Below are 23,245 nucleotides of genomic sequence, written 5' to 3' on the forward strand. Positions count from 1 at the left end.
CTGACAAGACTGACAGTGCCATACCCGCCGGCGTGTGTGGCACCGACCGAGGCGATGGGGATTTCACGATGCGTACTGAGCCGCTGAAGGTGGCACTGCTGGGCTGCGGGGTAGTCGGCTCGGAAGTCGCGCGCCTGATGACGGCCAACGCCGCCGATCTGGCCGCGCGCGTCGGGGTCCCGCTGGAGCTGGCCGGGATCGCCGTGCGCCGGCCGAACCGCGCGCGCGAGGTGGCCGGCGTCGATCCGGAACTGTTCACCACGGACGCCGAGGCCCTGGTCAAACGGGACGACGTGGACCTGGTGATCGAGGTCATCGGCGGGATCGAGCCGTCCCGGTCGCTGATCCTGGCGGCGCTGGAGTCCGGAAAGTCCGTGGTGTCCGCGAACAAGGCGCTGCTCGCCGAGGACGGCGCCACGCTGTACCAGGCCGCCGAGAGACACGGCGTGGACCTCTACTACGAGGCCGCGGTGGCCGGCGCCATCCCGCTGCTGCGCCCGCTGCGCGAGTCGCTGGTCGGCGACCGGGTGCACCGGGTGCTGGGCATCGTCAACGGCACCACCAACTTCATCCTGGACCGGATGGACACCACCGGCGCCGGCTTCACCGAGGCGCTGGAGGAGGCCACCGCGCTGGGCTACGCCGAGGCCGACCCGACCGCCGACGTGGAGGGCTTCGACGCCGCCGCCAAGGCCGCGATCCTGGCCGGGCTGGCCTTCCACACCCGGGTCACCGCCTCCGACGTGCACCGCGAGGGCATCACCGAGGTCACCGCGGCGGACATCGCCTCGGCCCGGGCGATGAACTCGGTGGTGAAGCTGCTGGCCATCTGCGAGGTGGACCCCGAGGCCGGCAAGGTCTCCGCGCGCGTCCACCCGGCGATGATCCCGCGCAGCCACCCGCTGGCCGGTGTGCGCGAGGCCTACAACGCGGTGTTCATCGAGTCCGAGTCCGCCGGTCAGCTGATGTTCTACGGCCCCGGGGCCGGCGGCTCGCCGACCGCCTCGGCGGTGCTCGGCGACCTGGTCGCGACCGCCCGGAACAAGGTGACCGGGCGCCGCGGGCCGGCCGAGTCGGCCTACGCCGCGCTCACCGTCCGCCCGGTCGGCGAGGCGCGGACCCGCTACCACATCAGCCTGGACGTGGACGACAAGCCGGGCGTGCTGTCCGCGGTTGCCGGTATCTTCGCAGAACAGGACGTGTCGATCGCCACGGTGCGGCAGTCCGGGCGCGGCCTGGACGCGCAGCTGGTGATCGTCACGCACCTGGCCCCGGACGCGGCCCTGACCGCGACCGTGGACCGGCTGCGGGCGCTCGACTTCGTGCGTGACGTGTCCAGCGTCATGCGCGTGGAATCCGAATAACACCTCATCCCCCAAGGAGACCGGCGGACATGGCTTGGCGAGGCGTCATCGAGGAGTACCGACAGTGGCTGCCGGTCGACGCCGGCACGCCCGTGGTCACGCTGGGCGAGGGCGGCACGCCGCTACTGCCCGCCCCGCGGCTGTCCGCGCTCACCGGCTGTGAGGTGTTCATCAAGGTCGAGGGCATGAACCCGACCGGCTCCTTCAAGGACCGCGGCATGACCACCGCGATCTCGCTGGCCAAGCAGGCCGGGGCCGAGGCCGTGGTGTGCGCCTCGACCGGCAACACCAGCTCCTCGGCGGCGGCCTACGCCGTGCGCGGCGGCCTCAAGCCGGTGGTGCTGGTGCCGGCCGGCAAGATCGCGCTGGGCAAGCTGGCCCAGGCGCTCGCGCACGGCGCCACCCAGCTGCCGGTCCAGGGCAACTTCGACGACTGCCTGCGGCTGGCCCGCGAGCTGGCCGCCAAGTACCCGGTGGCGCTGGTGAACTCGGTCAACCCGGTCCGGCTGCACGGCCAGAAGACCGCCGCGTTCGAGGTCGTCGACGTGCTCGGCGACGCCCCCGACATCCACGCGCTGCCGGTCGGCAACGCCGGGAACATCTCCGCGTACTGGCTCGGGTATCAGGAGTACGCCAAGGAGGGTCAGGCCTCGCACACGCCCCGCATGTTCGGCTTCCAGGCCGCCGGCGCGGCCCCGCTGGTGCACGGCGCCCCGGTCGAGCACCCGGACACCATCGCCACCGCCATCCGCATCGGCAACCCGGCGTCCTGGGATCTGGCGGTCGCCGCGCGCGAGGACTCCGACGGCGTCATCGAGGCGGTGACCGACGAGGAGATCCTGGCCGCGCACCGGGTGCTGTCGGCCGAGGAGGGCGTGTTCGTCGAGCCGGCCTCGGCCGCGGGCGTGGCCGGGATCCTCAAGCTGGCTCAAGCCGGACGGCTGGAGTCCGGCAAGCGGATCGTGGTGACGGTCACCGGGCACGGCCTGAAGGACCCGGAGTGGGCGGTCAAGGCCGCGCCCCCGCTTCCCGAGGCGGTGCCGGCCGACGTCACCGCGGTGGCCGAGGCTCTCAGCCTCAGCTAAGGAACGTTCTGATAAAGCTGAGGGCTTCCTGTCCGGAGCACGAACGGAGCACAATGCCGAGCCCTGTCTTCCGAGCCGCCCCGGTGCGCGTCCGCGTACCGGCCACCAGCGCGAACCTCGGACCCGGCTTCGACTCCCTGGGCCTGGCGCTCGGGCTGTACGACGAGGTGATGGTCCGGATAGCGGACTCCGGACTGAAGGTGGACGTCGCCGGCGAGGGGGCCGACACGGTCGCCCGCGACGAGGGGCACCTCGTGGTCCGCGCCATGCGCGCGGCCTTCGACCGGCTCGGGGCCCGGCCGCCGGGCCTGGAGCTGGTGTGCGCCAACCGGATCCCGCACGCCCGGGGCCTGGGCTCCTCGGCGGCGGCGATCTGCGCCGGCATCGTGGCCGCGCGGGCGCTGACCGTCGGGGCGACGCTGTCCGACGACGCCGTGCTGCAGCTGGCCACGGAGATGGAGGGGCACCCCGACAACGTGGCGGCCTGTCTGCGCGGCGGGTTCACCATCGCCTGGTTGGACCAAGCGGGTGAAATCTCCGATGCCGCCGCGGCCAGCGCGCGGGTGCTGTCGATCGTCCCGGACCCGGCCGTGCGGGCGGTGGCGTTCGTGCCCGCCGACGGCCTGTCCACCGAGGTCGCGCGGGGTCTGCTGCCCAAGCTGGTGCCGCACGAGGCGGCCGCGCGCAACGCCGGACGCGCCGCGCTGCTGTCCGCCGCGCTCATCGGCGGCCGCACCGACCTGCTGCTGGCCGCCACGCAGGACCGCCTGCACCAGGACTACCGGGCGCCGGCCATGCCGGCCTCGGCGGCGCTGATCGCCGAGCTGCGCGCGGCCGGGCACGCCGCGGTGGTCTCCGGCGCCGGCCCGACCGTTCTGGTTCTGACGACCGAAGACCAGGTCCAGGCGGTGATCGAGGCCGGCGGCAAGGCCGCGCCGGCCGGCTGGCAGGCCCTCGGCCTCGCCGTCGACAGCGCCGGTGCGGTATCCTTGAGCTCGACCGAAGGCGCGGGGCGGGGACTGGATTCCGACCGATCGGACGGATCGGAGAGGGGTTCAAACCCACGCCACGGGGGACTGTGATTGATGAGAGCAGCGCCCGCGTATGGTTTTCCTTGGGACGGCGCGTCAAGCTCGGCGTCCCGTTGACCACCACGAGGTGTTACTCTCCTGTCGAGCACCTACGTCTCCACTGGTGAGCGACAGCGCGACTCCCCTCCCTTGGCGGGCACGACCGTCGGCGGCGGCGATTCGCGCGAGTGCGGTCTAGGTATCCCGTGTGAAAAGCATCCGCGACCGGCCTGTGCCGAACTTGTCCAGCACAGCGCCGCGTCCGCGCGGGTACCTGCATCGCGACCTCGGTTCCAATTCAAAACTGCTCAACACAACCAGCACCTGTCCCCGGCCCGGAAGCGGAAGTACTCCGCCGGAGCCGGCGACCAGGAAGGATCGCTTCGTGAGCGACACCACGACTGAATCCCCCGCCACCGCCCCCGCCGGGCGTGCCGGCAAGGGGCTGTCCTCGATGCTGCTCCCCGAGCTCCAGGCCTACGCCGTGAGCCTGGGGATCACCGGTACCGCGCGGATGCGCAAGGGCCAGCTCGTCGAGGCAATTCAGGAGAAGAACAGCGGTGGGGCGGCCAAGGCCGAGCCCGCCGCCGCGGCGCCCGCGCGGACCACCGCCCGCCGCACCCGCAGCAACACCGCCGCCGCGGCCGAGAAGGCCGCCGCGGAGCAGAGCCAGACCTCTGAGGTCCGGGCCGACATCCCGGAGCAGCCGCAGCGCGAGCGGGCCGAGAAGGCCCCGGCCGAGGCCGCGGCGCGCACCGAGCGCACCGAGCGCACCGAGCGCACTGAGCGGGCCGAGCGCGGCGACCGTACCGAGCGCGCGAGCAAGGCGGCCGAGAGCGCCGTGGCCGTCGCCGAGGGCCAGGCCACGCCGGCCGCGGCCACCGCGACCGCCACCGCCGAGGCGCCCAGCGGCCAGGCCAACCCCGGTGGCCAGGGCGAGGGCGACCAGCAGCGCAACCGCCGCGAGCGGAGCAACAACAGCAACCGCCGCGAGCGCGACCGCGGCCGGGGCGGCGAGGGCGGCGGCGAGCGCCAGCAGAACCCCGGCGGCGGCCAGAACCAGAGCGGCTCCGGCGGCTCCGGCGGCGGCGACGACTTCGACGACCGCCGCGGCGGCAACCGGCGCACCCGGGACCGCAACCGCGGCCGCGAGGACCGGCAGAACCGCCGCAACCGCAACCGCGGCGAGGGCGGCTCGGACGTCGACACCACGATCAGCGACGACGACGTCCTGATCCCGGTCGGCGGCATCGTCGACATCCTGGACAACTACGCCTTCGTGCGGACCTCCGGCTACCTGCCCGGCCCGGACGACGTCTACGTCTCGCTGGCCATGGTCCGCAAGAACGGCCTGCGCAAGGGCGACGCGGTCACCGGTGTGATCCGCGCCCCGCAGGACGGGGAGCGCCGGGAGAAGTTCAACGCCCTGGTGCGGCTGGACTCGATCAACGGCCTGGAGCCGGCGGCGTCCCGGCAGCGTCCGGAGTTCAACAAGCTCACCCCGCTGTACCCGCAGGACCGGCTCCGCCTGGAGACCGAGTCCAACATCCTGACCACGCGCATCATCGACATGATCGCGCCGATCGGCAAGGGCCAGCGCGGTCTGATCGTGGCCCCGCCCAAGACCGGCAAGACCATGATCATGCAGGCCATCGCCAACGCGATCACCCAGAACAACCCCGAGTGCCACCTGATGGTGGTGCTGGTGGACGAGCGGCCCGAAGAGGTCACCGACATGCAGCGCTCGGTGAAGGGCGAGGTCATCGCCTCGACCTTCGACCGGCCGGCCGACGACCACACCACGGTGGCCGAGCTGGCCATCGAGCGGGCCAAGCGGCTGGTGGAGCTCGGCCACGACGTCATCATCCTGCTGGACTCGATCACCCGTCTGGGCCGCGCCTACAACACCAGCGCCCCGGCCTCCGGCCGCATCCTCACCGGCGGTATGGACAGCCAGGCGATGTACCCGCCGAAGAAGTTCTTCGGCGCGGCGCGCAACATCGAGAACGGCGGCTCGCTGACCATCCTGGCCACCGCGCTGGTGGAGACCGGCTCGCGGCTGGACGAGGTGATCTTCGAGGAGTTCAAGGGCACCGGCAACATGGAGCTGCGGCTGGACCGCAAGCTGGCCGACAAGCGCATCTTCCCGGCGGTCGACGTCGACCCGTCGAGCACCCGCAAGGAGGAGCTGCTGCTGGGCGCCGAGGAGCTCAGCATCGTCTGGAAGCTCCGCCGCGTCCTGCACGCGCTGGACCAGCAGCAGGCCATGGAGCTGCTGCTGGACCGGATGAAGAAGACCAAGTCGAACGCCGAGTTCCTGATGACGATCCAGAAGACGGCGGTCGGTCCGCAGGAGTAACGGTTTCTTCGAGAAGTCAGTAAGGTGGCCGGGGTGACGATCACCCCGGCCTCTTACCCTTACGGTCCCCATCCCTCCCAGGTCGGCGAGCTGTTCGTGCCGGAGGGTGCGGGGCCGTTCCCGGTTGTGGTGCTGATCCACGGCGGGTTCTGGCGCACCCCCTTCGACCGCGAGCTGATGGATCCGCTGGCCGAGGATCTGGCCGAGCGCGGCTTCGCGGCCTGGAACATCGACTACCGCCGGGTCGGCGACGGCGGAGGCGGCGAGTCCTGGCGGGTGACGCTGGACGACGTCGCCGCCTCGCTGGACCAGTTGGGGGCGCTGTCCGCGGAGCACCCGCTGGACACCGACCGCACCGCCCTGGTCGGGCACTCGGCCGGCGGGCACCTGGCGCTGTGGCTGTCCTCGGAGTTCCAGGTCGCGGCCGCCGTCTCGCAGGCCGGAGTGGCCAACCTCTATGACGCGGCGAACGAGCGGCTGGGCGTGGGCTCGGCGCGCGAGGGCCTGGGGGTCCTGGACGTGCCGGCCACCATGGAGTTCCTCGGCGGCAGCCCGGAGGAGGTCCCGGACCGCTACGCGGCGGCCTCGCCCTCGGCGCTGCTGCCGCTGGAGACCCCGCTGCTGCTGGTGCACGGCGACGAGGACGACCGGGTGCCGGTGAGCATGTCCCGGAACTTCGCCGACGCCGCCCGGGAGGCTGGGGACGAGGTCGAGCTCGCCGAGTTCGCGGGCATGGGGCACTTCGAGGTGCTGGACCCGAAACACGCCAGCTGGGGCCGGACGCTGGAGTTCCTGGAGCGGGTGCTCGGGAGCGTGGAATAAGCACCCCCCGACTCCCGTTAAGATGGTTCGTCGGTCCCGGTTCACCCCACGTATATGGAGACCCGGCGGCCACTCGACCTCAAGGAGCCGAAATGAAGCCTGACATCCACCCGAGCTACCAGGTCACGACCGTGACCTGCGGCTGTGGCGCGACCTTCCAGACTCGCAGCACCGCGCCGAACGGCGTGATCCACGCCGAAGTCTGCTCGCAGTGCCACCCGTTCTACACCGGCAAGCAGAAGATCCTCGACACCGGCGGCCGCGTGGCGCGCTTCGAGGCTCGTTTCGGCAAGAAGGACGCCAGCAAGTAGCGTGCGCGGCGGCGCCGGTGCCGTGGACCCTCGGGTCCCGGGCTCCGGCGCCGCCGTTGTGTTTGCTCCGGGCGTTTCCCTTGCTGGCATCAACTTGAGGACGTGACATGTTCGAGGTCATCGACGACCTGCTCGCCGAGTACGCCGAGCTGGGGACGAAGCTGGCGGACCCGTCCGTCCACGCCGACCAGGACGTCGCCCGCAAGCTCGGCAAGCGCTACGCCGAACTCGGCCCGATCGCCGAGACCTACCGGGAGTACCAGAGCGTCGGCGAGGACATCTCCGCCGCCGAGGAGCTGGCCGCCGAGGACCCCGCCTTCGGCGAGGAGATCCCGGGGATGCAGGAGCGCCGCACCGTGCTGGAGGAGCGGCTGCAGAAGCTGCTGATCCCGCGCGACCCGATGGACGAGAAGAACGTCATCCTGGAGATCAAGGGCGGCGAGGGCGGGCAGGAGTCCATGCTCTTCGCCGGCGACCTGCTGCGCATGTACATGCGCTTCGCCGAGCGCCAGGGTTGGAAGACCGAGGTCCTGGAATCGACCGAGTCCGACCTCGGCGGCTACAAGGACGTGCAGGTCGCGGTCAAGGGCCGGGTCAACGAGGCCGGCGAGGGCGTCTGGGCGCGGCTGAAGTACGAGGGCGGCGTGCACCGCGTGCAGCGCGTGCCGGTGACCGAGTCGCAGGGCCGGATCCACACCTCGGCGGCCGGCGTGCTGGTGCTGCCCGAGGCCGAGGAGGTCGAGGTCGACATCAACGCCAACGACCTGCGCATCGACGTCTTCCGCTCCTCCGGCCCCGGCGGGCAGTCGGTCAACACCACCGACTCCGCGGTCCGCATCACGCACCTGCCCACCGGCGTCGTGGTGAGCTGCCAGAACGAGAAGTCGCAGCTGCAGAACAAGGAGTCCGCGATGCGCATCCTGCGCGCCCGCCTGCTGGCGGTGGCGCAGGAGGAGGCGGACAAGGAGGCCTCGGACACGCGCAAGTCGCAGATCCGGACCATGGACCGCTCCGAGCGCATCCGCACCTACAACTTCCCGGAGAACCGCATCAGCGACCACCGGGTCGGCTACAAGGCGTACAACCTGGACCAGGTGCTCGACGGAGACCTGGACACGGTGATCCAGGCCTGCGTCGACGCGGACACCGCCGCGAAGCTCGCGGCCGGGGGCAACTGAGGCGGCGGGAATACCGGTGAGCGATTCCACTCCGGTGGCACAGGAACCGACGGGCGAGCCGTCGGCGGCGGGCCCGGCCACGGGCGCGTCGCTGCTGCGCGCCGAGATCGCGCAGGCCTCGCTGCGCCTGGCCGAGGCCGGCGTCGGCTCGCCCCGGCACGACGCCGAGGAACTGGCGGCCTGGGTGCACGGCGTGCGCCGTGCCGAGCTGCACCGGGTCCCCGACCACGACTTCGACGCCCGGTACTGGGAGGTCATCGCCCGCCGGGCGAACCGCGAGCCGCTGCAGCACATCACCGGCGCCGCCTACTTCCGCTACCTGGAACTCGCGGTCGGCCCGGGGGTGTTCGTCCCGCGTCCGGAGACCGAGGTGATGGTCGGCTGGGCCATCGACAAGCTGCGGGCGCTGGACGTCGCCGAACCGCTCATCGTCGACCTGTGCACCGGCTCCGGCGCCATCGCGCTGTCGATAGCGCAGGAGGTCCCGCGCGCCCGGGTCCACGCGGTCGAGCTGTCCGAGGACGCCTACACCTGGGCCGCGCGCAACATCGCGGCGGCCGAGGCGGGGGAGCGCGTGACCCTGCACCTGGCGGACGCGGTGACCGCGCTGCCGGAGCTGGACGGCCGGGTGGACGTGGTGGTGTCCAACCCGCCCTACATCCCGCTGACCGAGTGGGAGTACGTCGCCCCCGAGGCCCGCGACCACGACCCGGAGCTGGCGCTGTTCTCCGGCCCCGACGGCCTGGACCTGATCCGCGGCCTGGAGCGCACCGCGCAGCGGCTGCTGAAGCCCGGCGGCTGGGCCGCGTTCGAGCACTCCGACAAGCAGGGCGGCGAGGTGCAGCGCATCTTCCTGGAGGAGCGCGGCTGGGCCGAGGCGTCCGACCACCGGGACCTGACGAACCGGCCGCGGTTCGTGACCGCCCGCAAGGGCTGAGGGCCGCCCGGGGCGATCGGCCGACCGCGCACACAGCGGCGGCCAGTAGACTCACGCCCCATGAGCCGCCGTTTCGACTGCACCGACCCTGAGCAGCGCAAGACCGGCCTGCGCGAGGCGGCCAGCGCCGTCCGGCGCGGCGAGCTGGTGGTGATGCCGACCGACACGCTGTACGGCATCGGGGCCGACGCGTTCACCAACTGGGCCGTCCGCGCCATGCTGGAGGCGAAGGGCCGCGGCCCGTCGATGCCGAGCCCGGTCCTGGTGCCCTCGCCCGCGACCCTGCACGGCCTGGTGGCGGGCATGCCCGCGGTCGGCTGGGAACTCGTCGACGCCTTCTGGCCCGGCGGGCTGACCCTGGTGGCGATGCACCAGCCGACACTCACCTGGGACATCGGCGAGACCCGCGGCACCGTCGCGGTCCGCATGCCGCTGCACCCGGTGGCGATCGAGCTGCTGACCGAGACCGGCCCGATGGCCGTCTCCAGCGCCAACAAGAGCGGCATGCCCGCCCCGCAGACCGCGATAGAGGCCCAGGACCAGCTCGGCGACGCCGTGTCGGTCTACCTGGACGCCGGCCGGGTCGGCGCCGAGGGCGGCGCGAGCTCCATCGTCGACGTCACCGGCACCGCGCCCCTGCTGCTGCGCGAGGGCGCCCTGACGTTCGACCAATTGCGGGAAGTGGCTCCGACGCTGACCCGCGCCGAGTAACCTCGGCTGGCCGACTGACCAGTCCGAGGCCGAGGGCGCCGGGAGGAGCAGGGTGGGGAAGCAGGGAGCGGGTACCGGTGTGCCCGAGGAGGCCGCGGCTGCGGAGTCCGGGAGCGGCGCGGCGGCCGGGGCCGCCGCGGCGAGCAGTGAGCAGGCCGGGCAGGCCGGGCAGGGTGCTGAGCTGCCTCGTCAGCGCGAGCAGAGCACCGAGCAGAGTGGCGACCAGCCCGCCGGTGCCGCGGACCAAGCTCCTGAGCCTGCCGACCAACCCCCCATCCGCATCCCCGCACCCCGCCGCCCCCTCCGCGACACCGTCAACCCGGTCCGCGCCGCGGCCGCCATCGGCCGCCGTCACCATCCCATCACCCTCGTGCTGATGGCCGCGACCACCCTCGCCTACGCCGCGCTGGCCTACCAGCGCCGCTGGATCGCCGACGACGGCATGATCGCCGTGCGCACCGTGCGCCAGATCCTGGCCGGGCACGGGCCCGTCTACTCTCCCTACGAGCGGGCCGAGACCGACACCTCCACCCTGTGGACGCTCCTGCTCACCATCGGCGGCGGCCTCACCGGGGTGGACGTGGCGCGCGTGGCCATCCTCACCGGCCTGCTGTGCGCCGTCGGCGGTGTGACGGCGGCGCTGTTCGCCACCGCGCGGCTGCACGCGCGCCTCAGCGGCGGGCCGCGGCAGCTGCTCCTGCCGGCCGGTGCGCTGGTGCTGCTCGGCGTCTCGCCGTTCTGGGACTTCGCGACCTCCGGGCTGGAGACCGGCCTGGAGATCCTGTGGCTGGGCCTGTGCTGGCTGGCGCTGGTCGCCTGGTGCGCGCAGGCGCCCGATGCCCGGCGGCAATACGCGGTGGCCTTCCTGATAGGCCTGGCGCCCTTGGTCCGTCCCGAATTCGCGCTCCTGGAGGCGGTCTTCGGGGCCGCGGCGTGGTTCCTCATCCGCCCCGGCAAGCGGCGCACAGTCCTGCTTTTCGTTACGGCGCAAGCCCTGCCGCTCGTCACGGAGTTCCTGCGCGCGGGCTACTACGGCGAATTGGTTCCGCTTCCGGCGCTGGCGAAGTCCGCGGACGGCTCGCAGTGGAACCGGGGCTGGCGCTATGTCGAGGAAACGCTAAAGGGCTACTTCGTCTGGATTCCGTTGGCGATCCTGCTTGCCGCCGCCATCGCTCATCTCATGAAGAAGAGCGCGGTGAAGGACCGCGGCACCGCGATCCTGCTGGCGACGCCGGTGATCGCAGGTCTGCTGCTCGGCCTTTATGTGGTCAAGGTCGGTGGTGACTTCATGCACGCGCGCATGGTCCTGCCGGTCATCTTCCTCCTCGTCCTGCCGGTCCTGCTGGTGCCGGTGACGAAGGCCCTGGTGCCGGCCGTCGCCGCGACCGCCGTCTGGGCCGCCTATTGCGGCTCCACCTACTCGGTCCACTTCTACGACCAGAAGCACGCCGTCGCCGAGGACGAGCGCGTCGGCTACCAGCAGTGGACCGGACGGCCCAACCCGGACACCTCGGCGGCATACACCAACCGCGAGCGGGGAATCGGGCTGGCGATCGCTTCGTGGACCGCGCACGGCCAGCGCGTCCTCACCTCCGAGGGCGGGATCGACGTCCCGCTCGACCCGAGCCTGCCCTTCCCCTTCGCCGTGGCCGCCGGGCGGCTCGGCGCGGCCGGCGCCGAGACCCCGCTGGGGGACGAGGTCGTCGACACGCTGGGGCTGGCGAACCCGATCGGCGCACACCTGACCGTCACCACCCCGGGCCGGCCCGGCCACGAGAAGGAGCTGCCGTGGGCGTGGATCCTCGCCGACTACGGCGATCCGGCCGTCGTGGACACCAAGGAGGTCCTCAACGGGGTCTCCCCGGCCTCGGTGGCCGCCGCGCGGCACGCGATGAGCTGCGGGGCGTTGAAGGAGCTGCTGGATTCGACCAGACAGCCCATGACCCCGGGACGGTTCTGGAGCAACCTCACCGGCGCGGTGAGCCGGACGGCGCTGGTCGTCCCGGCAGACCCCTTCGCCGCGGAGCGGAAGTTCTGTCGATGACCGCTTCCGTTCCACAGTTGTGACGCACCGCCTGCCGCCACTCGGCGTAGGGTTGTCTCGCGACGACGGTGTCACCTGATCCTCCGACGATCATCGCCCACTGGTGATCGAATGTCCTTGTTCGGCCCAGCAGTACACAGCGAGAGAATCGGAGAGGATCCCGTGAGGGAGTACCTGCTCGCCATGACGGTGGCACTGGCGGTGACCCTCCTTCTCGGCGGCCCGGTCCGGGCGCTGGCCATCCGGCTGGGACTGGTCCCGGTGATCCGCGAGCGGGACGTGCACGAGACCCCCAAGCCCCGGGTGGGCGGGCTGGCCATGTTCATCGGGCTGGCCGCCGCGCTGACCGTGGCCGGGCACTTCCCGATGCTGGCGCGCAACGTCTACGGCGAGTCCAACACCATCCAGGCGCTGCTGTGGGGCAGCTTCCTGGTGGTGGTGCTGGGCATGGTGGACGACAAGTTCGAGCTCGGTCCGCTGGTCAAGTTCGTCGGCCAGATCTTCGCCGCCTCGGTGATGGTGGTGAAGGGCATCCAGATCAGCTGGCTGGTGATCCCCGGCATCGGCTTCGTGGCCGTGGACCCGACGCTGTCCATCGTGGTGTCGGTGCTGCTGGTGCTGGTGCTGATGAACGCGGTGAACTTCGTCGACGGCCTGGACGGCCTGGCCGCCGGCATCACCTGCATCGCGGGCCTGGCCTCCTTCGCCTACTGCTACCGGCTGGCCATCAGCTACAAGCTCACCGGCGCCACCGCCCCGGCGCTGATCGCGATGGTCACCGTCGGGATCTGCCTGGGCTTCCTGGCCCACAACTGGGCCCCGGCCCGGATGTTCATGGGCGACACCGGCTCGATGCTGCTGGGCATGCTGCTGGCCGCGACCTCCATCACCATCATGGGCGGCATCGACCCCTACCAGCTGGGCGCGGGCCTGAGCCAGACCGACTCGGTGCACAAGCTGGTGCCGGCCTACCTGCCGCTGATCATGCCGATCTCGGTGACCCTGCTGCCGATCGCCGACATGGTGATGGCCGTGGTGCGCCGCACCAAGGCCGGCATGTCCCCGCTGGCCGCCGACAAGGGCCACCTGCACCACCGGATGCTGCAGATCGGGCACTCCAAGCGCCGCGCGGTGCTCATCATGTACTTCTGGTCGGCGCTGGTGGCGTTCGTCACCGTGCTGTTCGCCGTGACGCCCTCGCGCCAGCCGATCGTCTACGGCGCCATAGCGATGACGCTGGTGGGACTGCTGATGCTGCTGGGACCGCGGCTGGGGGACCACCGGGAGCGGCTGCGGACCAAGGCGCTGCGGGTGGGCTCGGCGCCCACGGCCCGCCACCGCCACCGCGCGGGTGCCGGCACCGGCACCGGCAACGCCGCACCGGATCCGGCGGGTGCCGAGCCGGCCATCCCGGCCATAGCGACCTCGGCCGAGAACGGTGCCGACAGCACGAATCCCGACGGCGGAATGCGCTCGCACACCCTGTCGCGTTGATCACACCTCGCGTCCACTCCGCCGTCGCGCCGTGTCCATCCCGGGTACGTTCTCCCAGCTGAAGAAGTACGCACTCTGACGGAGCCGGGCCGGAAAAACACAGGTCGAGGCCGCACCGAAAACCGGTTCGTGCGTAGAACGCGAGCTTGTGATAGCTTTCACGAACAAGGGGATGAGGGGTTGTGAGAAATCCGAACCACCCCCGTAACCTGAACCGACACGACGCGGTGCCGGATCCCCGGCAACGCGCGACCTACAAGACTTCTTGAGGGAAGCCATGCAGGCCATTGACGCCCGATTGTTGCGCGGAGCAGCGGTACCGACCGCTGTCGCCGGCGCGATCGCCGTCGTGCTCTGCACCGTGCTGGTCGGCAGCAAGGGCCTGATCGGAGCGCTGCTCGGCAGCGTCATCACTCTGGCCTTCTTCTCGGTGACGATCGTGGTCATCAGCCGTGTCGCGCAGAAGCAGCCGCAGATGCTGCTCGGGTACGCGATGCTCACCTACCTCGGCAAGATCTTCTTCCTTGCCGCGCTGATGATCGCGTTCAAGCACACCACGCTGTTCCACTTCCGTTCTTTCGGGTTCACCATGTTGGGCCTGACGTTGGTGTGGCTGGCCGCCGAGACCCGTGCGGTGCTGAAGACGAAGATCTTCTACGCGGACCCGTCCGCGATCCCGGACTCGCTCAAGCCGGTGGCGCCCTCGCGCCCGGAGAGCACTGCCGAGTCCGAACCGTCGCCCCTCGGCGGCCGGTAGTCACCCATGACCGCCCATAAACCGGCCTGTGGGCCGGCGCTGACTCCTCGGCTGCCCTCTGTTCGGAATCGAACCGGGTCAGGTCACGAGTTCCTAACGCATTCCAGCGTGCCGCTCACGCCTTCTCAGCTGGGTTTCAGGGAAGGTCATCTCTCCTGCTATCGTCCGAGGCGGCATGAGCAGCATGAGCAGTACACGCAAGACGAAAACCCCCACCGGGAAGCCCGAGAAGAAGGTCGATCCGGCCTCCATCACGGGCTACCTGCTGACGGGCATGGTCCTCTACGGCGGCCTCGGTTGGCTGATCGACAAGTGGGTCGGCACCTCGAACGTGTTCGCACCGATCGGGGTGGTCTTCGGACTCGCAGCGGGCCTGTACCTCACGCTCCGGCAGGTGTCGGTGCTGGAGAGACAGGAACGCGAAGCGCTGCTCCGCAAGCGCCGCGCCCTGGCCGACGTCGAGCCCGAGGACGCGGCCGCGCAGCAGCAGGACCAGTTCGACCCGCACGACCGATAGCCACGACACATCCAGTGCCGATCGCGCGCCCGGGGGCGACCCGGACGCGCCGACACCTGAAGGTTGCCGTCACGATGAGCCAGTCTGGATACACACGATGAGTCTTAGCCTTGCCGCCGGTGTCGGCGCACTGAGCACGGACAGCAGCGGTTGCCACCTCTTCGGCAGCAACAACTGTGGCTTCAGCCACGTCTCGCCGACCTCGGAGGACTTCGACTTCTCCACGCGCCCGGCCTTCCACATCCTCGGCTACGGCGTCACCAAGCCGACCCTGATCGTCGCGCTGATCATCGTGCTGATGGTCACCTTCGGCTGGGCCGCCTTCAACAAGCCGAAGATGGTCCCGCGCGGCGTGCAGAACGTCGGCGAGGTGGCCTATCTGTTCGTGCGCGACCGCATCGCCCGCGACTCGATGGGCAAGCAGGGCGACAAGTACGTGCCCTTCCTGTTCTCGCTCTTCTTCTTCGTCTGGCTGATGAACGTCATGTCGTTCGTCCCGGGCATCCAGTTCCCGGTGAGCTCGGTCTACGCGTTCCCGCTGGCGCTGGCCATCATGGTCTGGCTGACCTACATGTACGCCGGCTTCAAGCGCCACGGCCTGGGCTACTTCCGCGTGCTGGGCGTCCCGAGCGGCGTGCCGCTGGGCATCCTGTTCATCCTGACGCCGATCGAGCTGCTGTCGAACATCTTCATCCGGCCGTTCACCCTGGGCATCCGGCTCTTCGCCAACATGTTCGCCGGCCACCTGCTGATCGCGACGTTCGCCGCCGGCGCCTGGTACATGTTCAGCGTCAAGGGGATCGTCTTCTCCGGCGCGTCCTTCACCATGGCCATCGTGATGACCGGCTTCGAGCTGTTCATCCAGGCGCTGCAGGCCTACATCTTCGTGATGCTGACCGCGAGCTACCTGCAGGGTGCTCTCGAGGAAGCGCACTAATACCCCACACGGCCGTAGTCATCTCAACGGCCAACGAAGACGTGCGGCTCCTTGTTCCCAAGGGGACGCGGTGCAAGACCACAACTCAAGATCCCGCATGACCTATAAGCGACCGGTTGGCGACAAAGCCCGCCGGCCAACCAGAAGGAAAACGAGAGACATGAGCGCTCTGGCGACCACCCTCGCGGACTCGACCATCACCATCAAGGGCATCGGCTTCATCGGGTATGGTCTGTCGGCCATCGGCCCGGGCATCGGCGTCGGCCTGATCTTCGGCAACGGCGTGCAGGCCATGGCCCGCCAGCCCGAGGCCGCCGGCATGATCCGCACCAACATGTTCATCGGCTTCGCGCTGACCGAGGCGCTCGCGCTGCTCGGTTTCGTGGCGCCGTTCGTTCTGAAGTAAAGCGCCGACCCGAGCCCCTACGGACCTAGGGAAGGTAGACCATGATGCCTGCTGCGAACACCGCAGTCGTGCTGGCCGGTGAGTTCAACCCGGTCGTGCCCAAGGGCGACGAGCTCGTCATCGGCACGATCGCGTTCCTGATCATCTTCACGATCTTCTGGAAGAAGCTCCTGCCGAGCATCAAGAAGACCCTGGATGAGCGCACCGACGCCATCGAGGGCGGCATGCAGCGTGCCGAGGAGGCCCAGGCGGCCGCCGCCGCGCTGCAGGAGGAGTACCAGCGCAACCTGACCGAGGCGCGCCACGAGGCCGCCAAGATCACCCAGCACGCTCGCGAGCAGGGTGCCGAGATCGTCGCGTCGATGCGCGCCGAGGGCACCGAGCAGCGCGACAACCTGGTCGCCAGCGGCCGGGCCCAGCTCGACGCCGACGCCGCGGCCACCCGCGCCGCGCTCAAGGGCGACCTGGGCACGCTGGCGATCCAGCTGGCGAGCAAGATCGTCGGGGAGTCGCTGGAGGACGAGGCGCGTCAGCGCGGCACCGTCGACCGCTTCCTGGCCGAGCTCGAGGCCAAGGCCGACGCCCAGGCGTCGGCGAAGGCGGGTGCCTGATGCAGGGCGCCAGCCGCGAGGCCCTCGCGGCCGGAGCCGACCGCCTGGACGCGCTCACCTCCGCGCCCGGTGCCGACAGCACCGGCATCGCCGACGATCTGTCGGCCGTGGCGGTGGCCCTCGGCAAGGACGCGGCGCTGCGCCGCATGCTGACCGACCCGGCCCGGCCGGCGGCCCAGCGCGCGGACATCGCGACCGCGCTGCTGGCCGGCAAGATCAGCGCCGACGCCGCCGCCCTGGTGGCGGGCCTGGTCCGGTCGCGCTGGAGCGCCCCGCGCGACCTGGCCGACGCGGTCGCCGCCCTGGCGGTGCGCGCCGACCTGTCGGTCGCCGAGCGTGACGGCAAGCTGGACGAGGTCGAGGACGAGCTGTTCCGGCTGGGCCGGCTGCTGGACTCCAACGGCGACCTGGCGCTGGCCCTAGCCGACGGCCGGGTCCCGGCCGACAAGCGGGTCGCGCTGCTGGACGATCTGCTGGCCGGCAAGGTCGACCCGACCACGTACCGCCTCGTGGGCCGGCTGGTGGCCAACCCGCGCGGCCGGTCGATCAGCGCCGGTCTGACCGAGATCGGCAAGGAGGCCGCGGCGCGCCGCGAGCGTCTGATCGCCTACGTGACCGCGGCCATGCCGCTGACCGAGCAGCAGCGCGAGCGCCTCACCCAGGTGCTCCAGCGGCTGTACGGGCAGCAGGTCCACCTGAACGTGGACCTGGACCCGACGGTCCTGGGCGGGCTCTCGGTGCGGATCGGCGACGAGGTCATCGACGGCACCGTCGCCACCCGGCTGGGACAGGCGCAGCGGCAACTGGCCGGCTGAGCCGAGCGCCGACGCAGCGGCGCTCGGCGTCAAGGCTTAGCGTCGTACAAGAAGACTGTGCACAACTGAAGACCTCGCAACACCCATCACGAAACGACCTGCGGGTGGTGGCGGCGGGCGGAACTCCGGATGACTCCGGGCCCGCCGTTGCCCGGCCCGGATGATTCTAGGAGAGCAGGAATACTCATGACGGAGCTCACGATCCGTCCGGAGGAGATCCGGGACGCGTTGGAGCGCTTTGTCGACTCCTACAAGGCGCCCGAGGCGTCGAAGGACGAAGTCGGCACCGTCACCGAGATCGGTGACGGCATCGCCAAGGTCGAGGGTCTGCCCTCGGCCATGACCAACGAGCTGCTGAAGTTCGAGGACGGCACCCTGGGCATCGCCCTGAACCTGGACGTCCGCGAGATCGGCGTCGTGGTCCTGGGCGACTACGAGGGCATCGAGGAGGGGCAGCGGGTCGCGCGCACCGGCGAGATCCTGTCCACCCCGGTCGGCGACAACTTCATGGGTCGGGTGGTGAACCCGCTGGGTGAGCCGATCGACGGCCTGGGCCCGATCGAGGCCGAGGGCACCCGCATCCTGGAGCTCCAGGCGCCGGGTGTGATGGCCCGTCAGTCGGTGAAGGAGCCGCTGCAGACCGGTATCAAGGCCATCGACTCGATGACCCCGATCGGTCGCGGCCAGCGTCAGCTGATCATCGGTGACCGGCAGACCGGCAAGACCGCGGTGGCCGTGGACACGATCATCAACCAGAAGCAGAACTGGGAGTCGGGCGACCCGAAGAAGCAGGTCCGCTGCATCTACGTCGCCATCGGTCAGAAGGGCTCCACCATCGCGGCCGTCAAGGGCGCGCTGGAGGAGGCCGGTGCGATGAAGTACACGACCATCGTCGCGGCCCCGGCCTCCGACGCGGCCGGTTTCAAGTACCTGGCGCCGTACACCGGCTCGGCCATCGGTCAGCACTGGATGTACGACGGCAAGCACGTCCTGATCGTCTTCGACGACCTGACCAAGCAGGCCGAGGCCTACCGTTCGATGTCGCTGCTGCTGCGCCGCCCGCCGGGCCGTGAGGCGTACCCCGGTGACGTCTTCTATCTGCACTCCCGCCTGCTGGAGCGCTGCGCGAAGCTGAACGACGAGATGGGCGGTGGGTCGATGACCGGTTTGCCGGTCATCGAGACGAAGGCCAACGACATTTCGGCGTTCATTCCGACCAACGTCATCTCGATCACCGATGGTCAGTGCTTCTTCGAGACCGACTTGTTCAACTCCGGTGTGCGTCCGGCGATCAACGTGGGTACCTCGGTGTCCCGTGTCGGTGGTTCGGCGCAGGTGCGTGCGATGCGTTCGGTGTCCGGTTCGCTGCGTGTGGACCTGGCCCAGTTCCGTGACCTGGAGGCGTTCGCCGCCTTCGCCTCGGACCTGGACGACGCCTCCAAGGCCCAGCTGTCCCGTGGCCAGCGCATGGTGGAGATCCTCAAGCAGGGTCAGTATGAGCCGTACCCGGTCGAGGAGCAGGTGGCCGCGATCTGGATCGGCACCTCGGGCTCGGTGGACGACGTTCCGGTGGCCGACGTGCGCCGTTTCGAGAAGGAGTTCATCTCCTTCCTGAAGACCGACCACGCCGGCGTGCTGGCCACGGTCCGCGAGACCGGTCAGTTCTCCGACGACACGGTCTCGGCGTTCAAGGACGCGGTCGCGCAGTTCAAGCGCGGCTTCGAGCTCGGCGACGGCACGCTGCTGACCGACCAGGACAAGGCCGAGGCCATGGACGCCGACAACGTCGGCCAGGCCACGATCACCAAGCACAAGGCCTGATCGCCGTGGCCTACGACAACACGAGCTCTCGAGTGTGGGAAGGGGTGAACTGATATGGCAGGCCAGCTCCGGGTATACCGGCGCCGGATCGCCTCGGTGAAGGCGACCAAGCAGATCACCCGGGCCCAGGAACTGATCGCCACCGCCCGGATCGTGAAGGCGCAGCAGAAGGTCGCCGCCTCCACGCCGTACGCGGAGGAGATCACGCGCGCCGTCTCGGCGGTCGCCTCGCGCTCCAACGCCTCGCACGCCCTGACCACCGAGCGCGAGCCGAAGGCCGGCACCCGGCCCAAGGCCGCCGTGCTCGTGGTCACCAGCGACCGCGGGTTCTGTGGCGGGTACAACACCAACGTCCTGCGCGAAGCGGAGCAGCTGATGCAGCTGCTGCGCGAGCAGGGCAAGGAGCCGGTCCGCTACGTGGTGGGCCGCAAGGGCGTGTCCTACAACTCCTTCCGCGAGCGGTCGATGGCCGGCACGTGGGTCGGGTTCTCCGACAACCCGGCGTACACCGACGCCCGCGCGGTCGCCGACGAGGTGATCGAGGCCTTCCTGGCCGAGGACGGGATAGACGAGATCCACCTGGTCTCCACCCGGTTCATCTCGATGCTCTCGCAGCAGCCGACCACGGTCCGGATCCTGCCGCTGGCGTACGAGGAGACCACCGAGCCCCCGGCCGGCGGGGTGTTCCCGCTGTACGAGTTCGAGCCGTCCCCGGAGCGGGTGCTGGACGCGCTGCTGCCGCAGTACGTGCGGGCGCGCATCTACAACGCCCTGCTCCAGTCGGCCGCCTCGGAGCACGCGGCCCGCCGCCGCGCGATGAAGTCCGCGACCGACAACGCCGGGGACCTCATCGACAACCTCACCCGGCTGGCGAACGCGGCCCGGCAGGCCGACATCACCCAGGAAATCAGCGAAATCGTGGGCGGCGCGAACGCGCTGGCCGACGCGAACGTGGGAAGTGACTGAAATGACTGCGACCACAGAGACCGTGACGAAGGCCGTCGGCCGCGTCGCGCGCATCATCGGCCCGGTCGTCGACGTGGAGTTCCCCGTCGACGGCATGCCCGACCTGCAGAACGCCCTCACCATCGACTACCCGTTCCTCGGTGAGACCCGCCGGCTGACCCTCGAGGTGGCCCAGCACATCGGCGACGGCATGGTCCGCGCCATCGCGCTGAAGCCGACCGACGGCCTGGTCCGCGGTGCCGAGGTGGTCAACACCGGCGGCCCGATCACCGTGCCGGTGGGCGACATCACCAAGGGCCACGTCTTCGACGTGACCGGCGAGGTGCTGAACCTCAAGGAGGGCGAGGAGTTCCACGCCGAGACGCGCTGGGGCATCCACCGCAAGGCGCCGTCCTTCGACCAGCTGGACTCCAAGACCGAGATGTTCACCACCGGCATCAAGGTCGTCGACCTGCTGACGCCGTACGTGAACGGCGGCAAGATCGGCCTGTTCGGCGGCGCCGGCGTCGGCAAGACGGTGCTGATCCAGGAGCTGATCTACCGCGTCGCGGAGAACTTCGGCGGTGTCTCGGTGTTCGCCGGCGTCGGCGAGCGCACGCGTGAGGGCAACGACCTGATCGCGGAGATGACCGAGACCGGCGTCATCGAGAAGACCGCGCTGGTCTACGGGCAGATGGACGAGCCCCCGGGCACCCGTCTGCGGGTGGCCCTGTCCGCCCTGACGATGGCGGAGTACTTCCGCGACGTGCAGAAGCAGGACGTGCTGCTGTTCATCGACAACATCTTCCGGTTCACCCAGGCCGGCTCGGAGGTGTCGACCCTGCTGGGCCGCATGCCCTCCGCGGTGGGGTACCAGCCGACGCTGGCCGACGAGATGGGTCAGCTGCAGGAGCGCATCACCTCGACCAAGGGTCACTCGATCACCTCGGTCCAGGCGATCTACGTCCCCGCGGACGACATCACCGACCCGGCGCCGCACACCACCTTCACCCACCTGGACGCGACGACGGTGCTGAGCCGTCCGATCACCCAGAAGGGCATCTACCCCGCGGTGGACCCGCTGGACTCCACCTCGCGCATCCTGGACCCGCGGTACATCTCCGCGGCCCACTACGAGTGCGCGACCCGGATCAAGGCGATCCTGCAGAAGTACAAGGACCTGCAGGACATCATCGCGATCCTCGGCATCGACGAGCTCTCCGAGGAAGACAAGATCACCGTGCAGCGCGCGCGGCGCATCGAGCGCTTCCTGTCGCAGAACACCTTCGTGGCGAAGATCTTCACCGGCATCGACGGCTCCTTCGTCCCGCTGGACGAGACCATCGCGGCCTTCACCGCGATCGCCGACGGCAAGTACGACCACGTGCCGGAGCAGGCGTTCTTCATGTGCGGCGGCATCGAGGACCTGGAGAAGAAGGCCAAGGAGCTGGAGCGGGCATGAGCGAGTCGCACGCCGGCGCCCGCCGGTTGAACGTCTCGTTGGTGGCGGCCGACCGCAAGGTGTGGCAGGGCACGGCCGAGATGGTCATCGCCCGCACCACCGAGGGCGACACCGGCGTGCTGCCGGGCCACCAGCCCATCCTGTCCATCCTCGCGCCCTCGGTGGTGACCGTCCGCGGTACCGACGAGGGCACCAAGGAGGTCGTCGTCTCCGGCGGCTTCCTGTCGGTCGCCCGCGACGACGTGTCGGTCCTGGCTGAGAGCGTCCTGCTCCCGTCCGAGATCAACGTGGCGGCGGCCAAGGAGCTGGCCGCCGCGGCCCGCGCGGCCGAGGACGCGGCCGGCGACGACAGCGCGGCCCGCGACCAGGCGCAGGCGGACCTCCGCTTCGCCGAGGCCCAGCTGCGGGTGTCGGGCGACGCCTCCGTGGGCGCCGGACACTGAGGGCCCTGAGGTACACGTAGATGCGGCCGGGACTCGACGGTGAGGAGCTTTCGTAAATGCTCAGCGCTGTCGAGGTCCTGGCCGTCTGTTTTGTGGTGCTCTGCCTGTCGGTGGCGTTCATCCCGATGCGCCGCCACCTGATCCGCCGCGGCGGCGGAGCCTTCGACTGCGCGGTCCGCTTCGGCCCCCTGCCGTCCCCGGGCGACGCCTCCGGCTGGTCCTTCGCCGTCGGCCGCTACCGCGACCTCACGGTGGACCTCTACCGCGTCTTCAGCTATTCCCCCCGCCCCCGCACGAGCCTGGCTCGGCGGGGGTTCGACGTCGTGGCCCGCCGCGACGCCGCCGGCGAGGAGAGCCGCACCCTGCTGCCCGGCTGGGCGGTGCTGGAGTGCTCGGCGGCGGGGCGCGTGGTGGAGCTGGCGATGTCGACGGAGTCCATGATGGCGTTCCTGACGTGGGTGGAGGCGGCGCCTCCGGGGTGGGACATCTCGCGGGTGAGCTGACCGGGCCATGCAGCGGGCACGGCCACCGGCTAGCGTGTCCCCCATGGTGAACCTGACCCGCATCTACACCCGCACCGGCGACGACGGCACGACCGCCCTCGGCGACCTGAGCCGCGTGGCCAAGACCGACGCGCGCCTGGCGGCCTACGCCGACGTCGACGAGGCCAACGCGGCGATCGGCCTGGCCGTGGCCTTCGCGAGGAACGAGCTCGGCATGCTGCACGACGGGATCAGGACCCTGCTGCTGCGCGTCCAGAACGAGCTCTTCGACCTCGGCGCCGACCTGAGCACCCCGCCCGCCGAGAACCCGGAGTACCCGCCGCTGCGCATCGAGCCGGAGTACGTCGAGCGCCTGGAGGCGGCCTGCGACGAGTGGAACGAGACGCTCAGCAAGCTGCGCTCCTTCATCCTCAACGGCGGCACCGTGGTCGCCGCGCAGCTGCACGTCGCGCGCACCGTGGTGCGGCGCGCCGAGCGCAGCGCCTGGGCCGCGGTCGAGGAGTACGGGGACGCGGTGAACCCGCTGGCCGTGAAGTACCTGAACCGGCTGTCGGACCTGCTGTTCATCCTGGCACGGGTGGCGAACACCGACTCGCACGGCGGTGACGGCGATGTGCTGTGGGTGCCGGGCGGCGAGCGGTAGAGAACAAGCT

23 protein-coding genes are annotated in these 23,245 nt (G+C 70.4%); all 23 read left to right on the forward strand.

The features are described 5' to 3' along the window. Positions 1–68 precede the first annotated feature (68 nt). The 23 genes from ABH926_RS48570 (at position 69) to ABH926_RS48680 (ending at position 23,235) form a co-directional block, all read left to right on the forward strand. On the forward strand, positions 69–1,364 hold the full coding sequence (locus ABH926_RS48570) for a homoserine dehydrogenase (protein ID WP_370374204.1): 1,296 nt from the start codon (positions 69–71) through the stop codon (positions 1,362–1,364). A 29-nt stretch (positions 1,365–1,393) separates the two neighbouring features. Further along, complete coding sequence (gene thrC / locus ABH926_RS48575; RefSeq protein WP_370374205.1) at positions 1,394–2,449, forward strand: threonine synthase; 1,056 nt, start codon at positions 1,394–1,396, stop codon at positions 2,447–2,449. 53 nt (positions 2,450–2,502) lie between these two features. Further along, positions 2,503–3,531 carry a homoserine kinase gene (gene thrB / locus ABH926_RS48580; protein ID WP_370374206.1) on the forward strand — a complete coding sequence of 343 codons (1,029 nt, stop codon included), beginning with the start codon at positions 2,503–2,505 and terminating at the stop codon, positions 3,529–3,531. Between the two features lie 373 nt (positions 3,532–3,904). Beyond that, positions 3,905–5,878, forward strand: coding sequence for a transcription termination factor Rho (gene rho / locus ABH926_RS48585; protein ID WP_370374207.1), 1,974 nt, complete (start codon positions 3,905–3,907; stop codon positions 5,876–5,878). A 33-nt stretch (positions 5,879–5,911) separates the two neighbouring features. Next, on the forward strand, positions 5,912–6,700 hold the full coding sequence (locus ABH926_RS48590) for an alpha/beta hydrolase family protein (protein ID WP_370374208.1): 789 nt from the start codon (positions 5,912–5,914) through the stop codon (positions 6,698–6,700). A 92-nt stretch (positions 6,701–6,792) separates the two neighbouring features. Beyond that, a complete protein-coding gene (gene rpmE / locus ABH926_RS48595) occupies positions 6,793–7,011 on the forward strand; it encodes a 50S ribosomal protein L31 (RefSeq protein WP_194909381.1) in 219 nt (72 codons plus the stop codon). A 107-nt stretch (positions 7,012–7,118) separates the two neighbouring features. Beyond that, positions 7,119–8,189 carry a peptide chain release factor 1 gene (prfA, locus tag ABH926_RS48600; protein WP_370374209.1) on the forward strand — a complete coding sequence of 357 codons (1,071 nt, stop codon included), beginning with the start codon at positions 7,119–7,121 and terminating at the stop codon, positions 8,187–8,189. A 91-nt stretch (positions 8,190–8,280) separates the two neighbouring features. Further along, positions 8,281–9,126: a peptide chain release factor N(5)-glutamine methyltransferase gene (prmC, locus tag ABH926_RS48605; protein ID WP_370374272.1), complete on the forward strand. Its 846-nt coding sequence runs from the start codon at positions 8,281–8,283 to the stop codon at positions 9,124–9,126. 60 nt (positions 9,127–9,186) lie between these two features. After that, a complete protein-coding gene (locus ABH926_RS48610; RefSeq protein ID WP_370374210.1) occupies positions 9,187–9,837 on the forward strand; it encodes an L-threonylcarbamoyladenylate synthase in 651 nt (216 codons plus the stop codon). A gap of 52 nt (positions 9,838–9,889) precedes the next feature. Continuing rightward, positions 9,890–11,881 carry a hypothetical protein gene (locus tag ABH926_RS48615; protein ID WP_370374211.1) on the forward strand — a complete coding sequence of 664 codons (1,992 nt, stop codon included), beginning with the start codon at positions 9,890–9,892 and terminating at the stop codon, positions 11,879–11,881. A gap of 162 nt (positions 11,882–12,043) precedes the next feature. Next, positions 12,044–13,375, forward strand: a complete 1,332-nt coding sequence (locus ABH926_RS48620) for a glycosyltransferase family 4 protein (RefSeq protein WP_370374212.1) — start codon at positions 12,044–12,046, stop codon at positions 13,373–13,375. A 277-nt stretch (positions 13,376–13,652) separates the two neighbouring features. Then, positions 13,653–14,132: a hypothetical protein gene (locus ABH926_RS48625; RefSeq protein WP_370374213.1), complete on the forward strand. Its 480-nt coding sequence runs from the start codon at positions 13,653–13,655 to the stop codon at positions 14,130–14,132. Between the two features lie 175 nt (positions 14,133–14,307). Further along, positions 14,308–14,649, forward strand: a complete 342-nt coding sequence (locus tag ABH926_RS48630; RefSeq protein ID WP_370374214.1) for an AtpZ/AtpI family protein — start codon at positions 14,308–14,310, stop codon at positions 14,647–14,649. Between the two features lie 97 nt (positions 14,650–14,746). Beyond that, positions 14,747–15,586, forward strand: coding sequence for a F0F1 ATP synthase subunit A (atpB, locus tag ABH926_RS48635; protein WP_370374215.1), 840 nt, complete (start codon positions 14,747–14,749; stop codon positions 15,584–15,586). 160 nt (positions 15,587–15,746) lie between these two features. After that, positions 15,747–15,992: an ATP synthase F0 subunit C gene (gene atpE / locus ABH926_RS48640; RefSeq protein WP_370374216.1), complete on the forward strand. Its 246-nt coding sequence runs from the start codon at positions 15,747–15,749 to the stop codon at positions 15,990–15,992. Positions 15,993–16,033: 41 nt separating this feature from the next. Further along, on the forward strand, positions 16,034–16,603 hold the full coding sequence (locus ABH926_RS48645; protein WP_370374217.1) for a F0F1 ATP synthase subunit B: 570 nt from the start codon (positions 16,034–16,036) through the stop codon (positions 16,601–16,603). After that, entirely contained in the window at positions 16,603–17,418 is an 816-nt protein-coding gene (locus ABH926_RS48650; protein ID WP_370374218.1) for a F0F1 ATP synthase subunit delta, read from the forward strand. Before ABH926_RS48645 ends, ABH926_RS48650 begins: the two co-directional genes overlap by 1 nt. Positions 17,419–17,604: 186 nt before the next feature. Further along, a complete protein-coding gene (gene atpA / locus ABH926_RS48655) occupies positions 17,605–19,239 on the forward strand; it encodes a F0F1 ATP synthase subunit alpha (RefSeq protein WP_370374219.1) in 1,635 nt (544 codons plus the stop codon). A 54-nt stretch (positions 19,240–19,293) separates the two neighbouring features. After that, entirely contained in the window at positions 19,294–20,205 is a 912-nt protein-coding gene (locus ABH926_RS48660; protein WP_370374220.1) for a F0F1 ATP synthase subunit gamma, read from the forward strand. 1 nt (position 20,206) lies between these two features. Then, the gene (gene atpD / locus ABH926_RS48665) at positions 20,207–21,646 is read left to right on the forward strand and encodes a F0F1 ATP synthase subunit beta (RefSeq protein ID WP_370374221.1); all 1,440 of its coding nucleotides are present in this window, start codon (positions 20,207–20,209) and stop codon (positions 21,644–21,646) included. Then, positions 21,643–22,089 carry a F0F1 ATP synthase subunit epsilon gene (locus ABH926_RS48670; protein ID WP_370374222.1) on the forward strand — a complete coding sequence of 149 codons (447 nt, stop codon included), beginning with the start codon at positions 21,643–21,645 and terminating at the stop codon, positions 22,087–22,089. Before atpD ends, ABH926_RS48670 begins: the two co-directional genes overlap by 4 nt. Before the next feature lie 56 nt (positions 22,090–22,145). Continuing rightward, on the forward strand, positions 22,146–22,592 hold the full coding sequence (locus ABH926_RS48675; RefSeq protein WP_370374223.1) for a DUF2550 domain-containing protein: 447 nt from the start codon (positions 22,146–22,148) through the stop codon (positions 22,590–22,592). A gap of 43 nt (positions 22,593–22,635) precedes the next feature. After that, positions 22,636–23,235: a cob(I)yrinic acid a,c-diamide adenosyltransferase gene (locus tag ABH926_RS48680; RefSeq protein ID WP_370374224.1), complete on the forward strand. Its 600-nt coding sequence runs from the start codon at positions 22,636–22,638 to the stop codon at positions 23,233–23,235. Positions 23,236–23,245: the final 10 nt, after the last annotated feature.

This window comes from Catenulispora sp. GP43, from assembly GCF_041260665.1.
Taxonomy (GTDB): domain Bacteria; phylum Actinomycetota; class Actinomycetes; order Streptomycetales; family Catenulisporaceae; genus Catenulispora.

What these genes read in the sequence shown, in the direction of transcription:
- ABH926_RS48630 (WP_370374214.1), top strand. Translation starts at nt 14,308, where the DNA reads ATGAGCAGCATGAGCAGTACACGCAAGACGAAAACCCCCACCGGGAAG.
- ABH926_RS48650 (WP_370374218.1), top strand. Translation starts at nt 16,603, where the DNA reads ATGCAGGGCGCCAGCCGCGAGGCCCTCGCGGCCGGAGCCGACCGCCTG.
- atpE (WP_370374216.1), top strand. Translation starts at nt 15,747, where the DNA reads ATGAGCGCTCTGGCGACCACCCTCGCGGACTCGACCATCACCATCAAG.
- ABH926_RS48625 (WP_370374213.1), top strand. Translation starts at nt 13,653, where the DNA reads ATGCAGGCCATTGACGCCCGATTGTTGCGCGGAGCAGCGGTACCGACC.
- ABH926_RS48610 (WP_370374210.1), top strand. Translation starts at nt 9,187, where the DNA reads ATGAGCCGCCGTTTCGACTGCACCGACCCTGAGCAGCGCAAGACCGGC.
- prfA (WP_370374209.1), top strand. Translation starts at nt 7,119, where the DNA reads ATGTTCGAGGTCATCGACGACCTGCTCGCCGAGTACGCCGAGCTGGGG.
- ABH926_RS48570 (WP_370374204.1), top strand. Translation starts at nt 69, where the DNA reads ATGCGTACTGAGCCGCTGAAGGTGGCACTGCTGGGCTGCGGGGTAGTC.
- atpD (WP_370374221.1), top strand. Translation starts at nt 20,207, where the DNA reads ATGACTGCGACCACAGAGACCGTGACGAAGGCCGTCGGCCGCGTCGCG.
- rpmE (WP_194909381.1), top strand. Translation starts at nt 6,793, where the DNA reads ATGAAGCCTGACATCCACCCGAGCTACCAGGTCACGACCGTGACCTGC.
- ABH926_RS48645 (WP_370374217.1), top strand. Translation starts at nt 16,034, where the DNA reads ATGATGCCTGCTGCGAACACCGCAGTCGTGCTGGCCGGTGAGTTCAAC.
- atpA (WP_370374219.1), top strand. Translation starts at nt 17,605, where the DNA reads ATGACGGAGCTCACGATCCGTCCGGAGGAGATCCGGGACGCGTTGGAG.
- thrB (WP_370374206.1), top strand. Translation starts at nt 2,503, where the DNA reads ATGCCGAGCCCTGTCTTCCGAGCCGCCCCGGTGCGCGTCCGCGTACCG.
- ABH926_RS48670 (WP_370374222.1), top strand. Translation starts at nt 21,643, where the DNA reads ATGAGCGAGTCGCACGCCGGCGCCCGCCGGTTGAACGTCTCGTTGGTG.
- ABH926_RS48675 (WP_370374223.1), top strand. Translation starts at nt 22,146, where the DNA reads ATGCTCAGCGCTGTCGAGGTCCTGGCCGTCTGTTTTGTGGTGCTCTGC.
- thrC (WP_370374205.1), top strand. Translation starts at nt 1,394, where the DNA reads ATGGCTTGGCGAGGCGTCATCGAGGAGTACCGACAGTGGCTGCCGGTC.
- ABH926_RS48680 (WP_370374224.1), top strand. Translation starts at nt 22,636, where the DNA reads ATGGTGAACCTGACCCGCATCTACACCCGCACCGGCGACGACGGCACG.
- atpB (WP_370374215.1), top strand. Translation starts at nt 14,747, where the DNA reads ATGAGTCTTAGCCTTGCCGCCGGTGTCGGCGCACTGAGCACGGACAGC.
- ABH926_RS48660 (WP_370374220.1), top strand. Translation starts at nt 19,294, where the DNA reads ATGGCAGGCCAGCTCCGGGTATACCGGCGCCGGATCGCCTCGGTGAAG.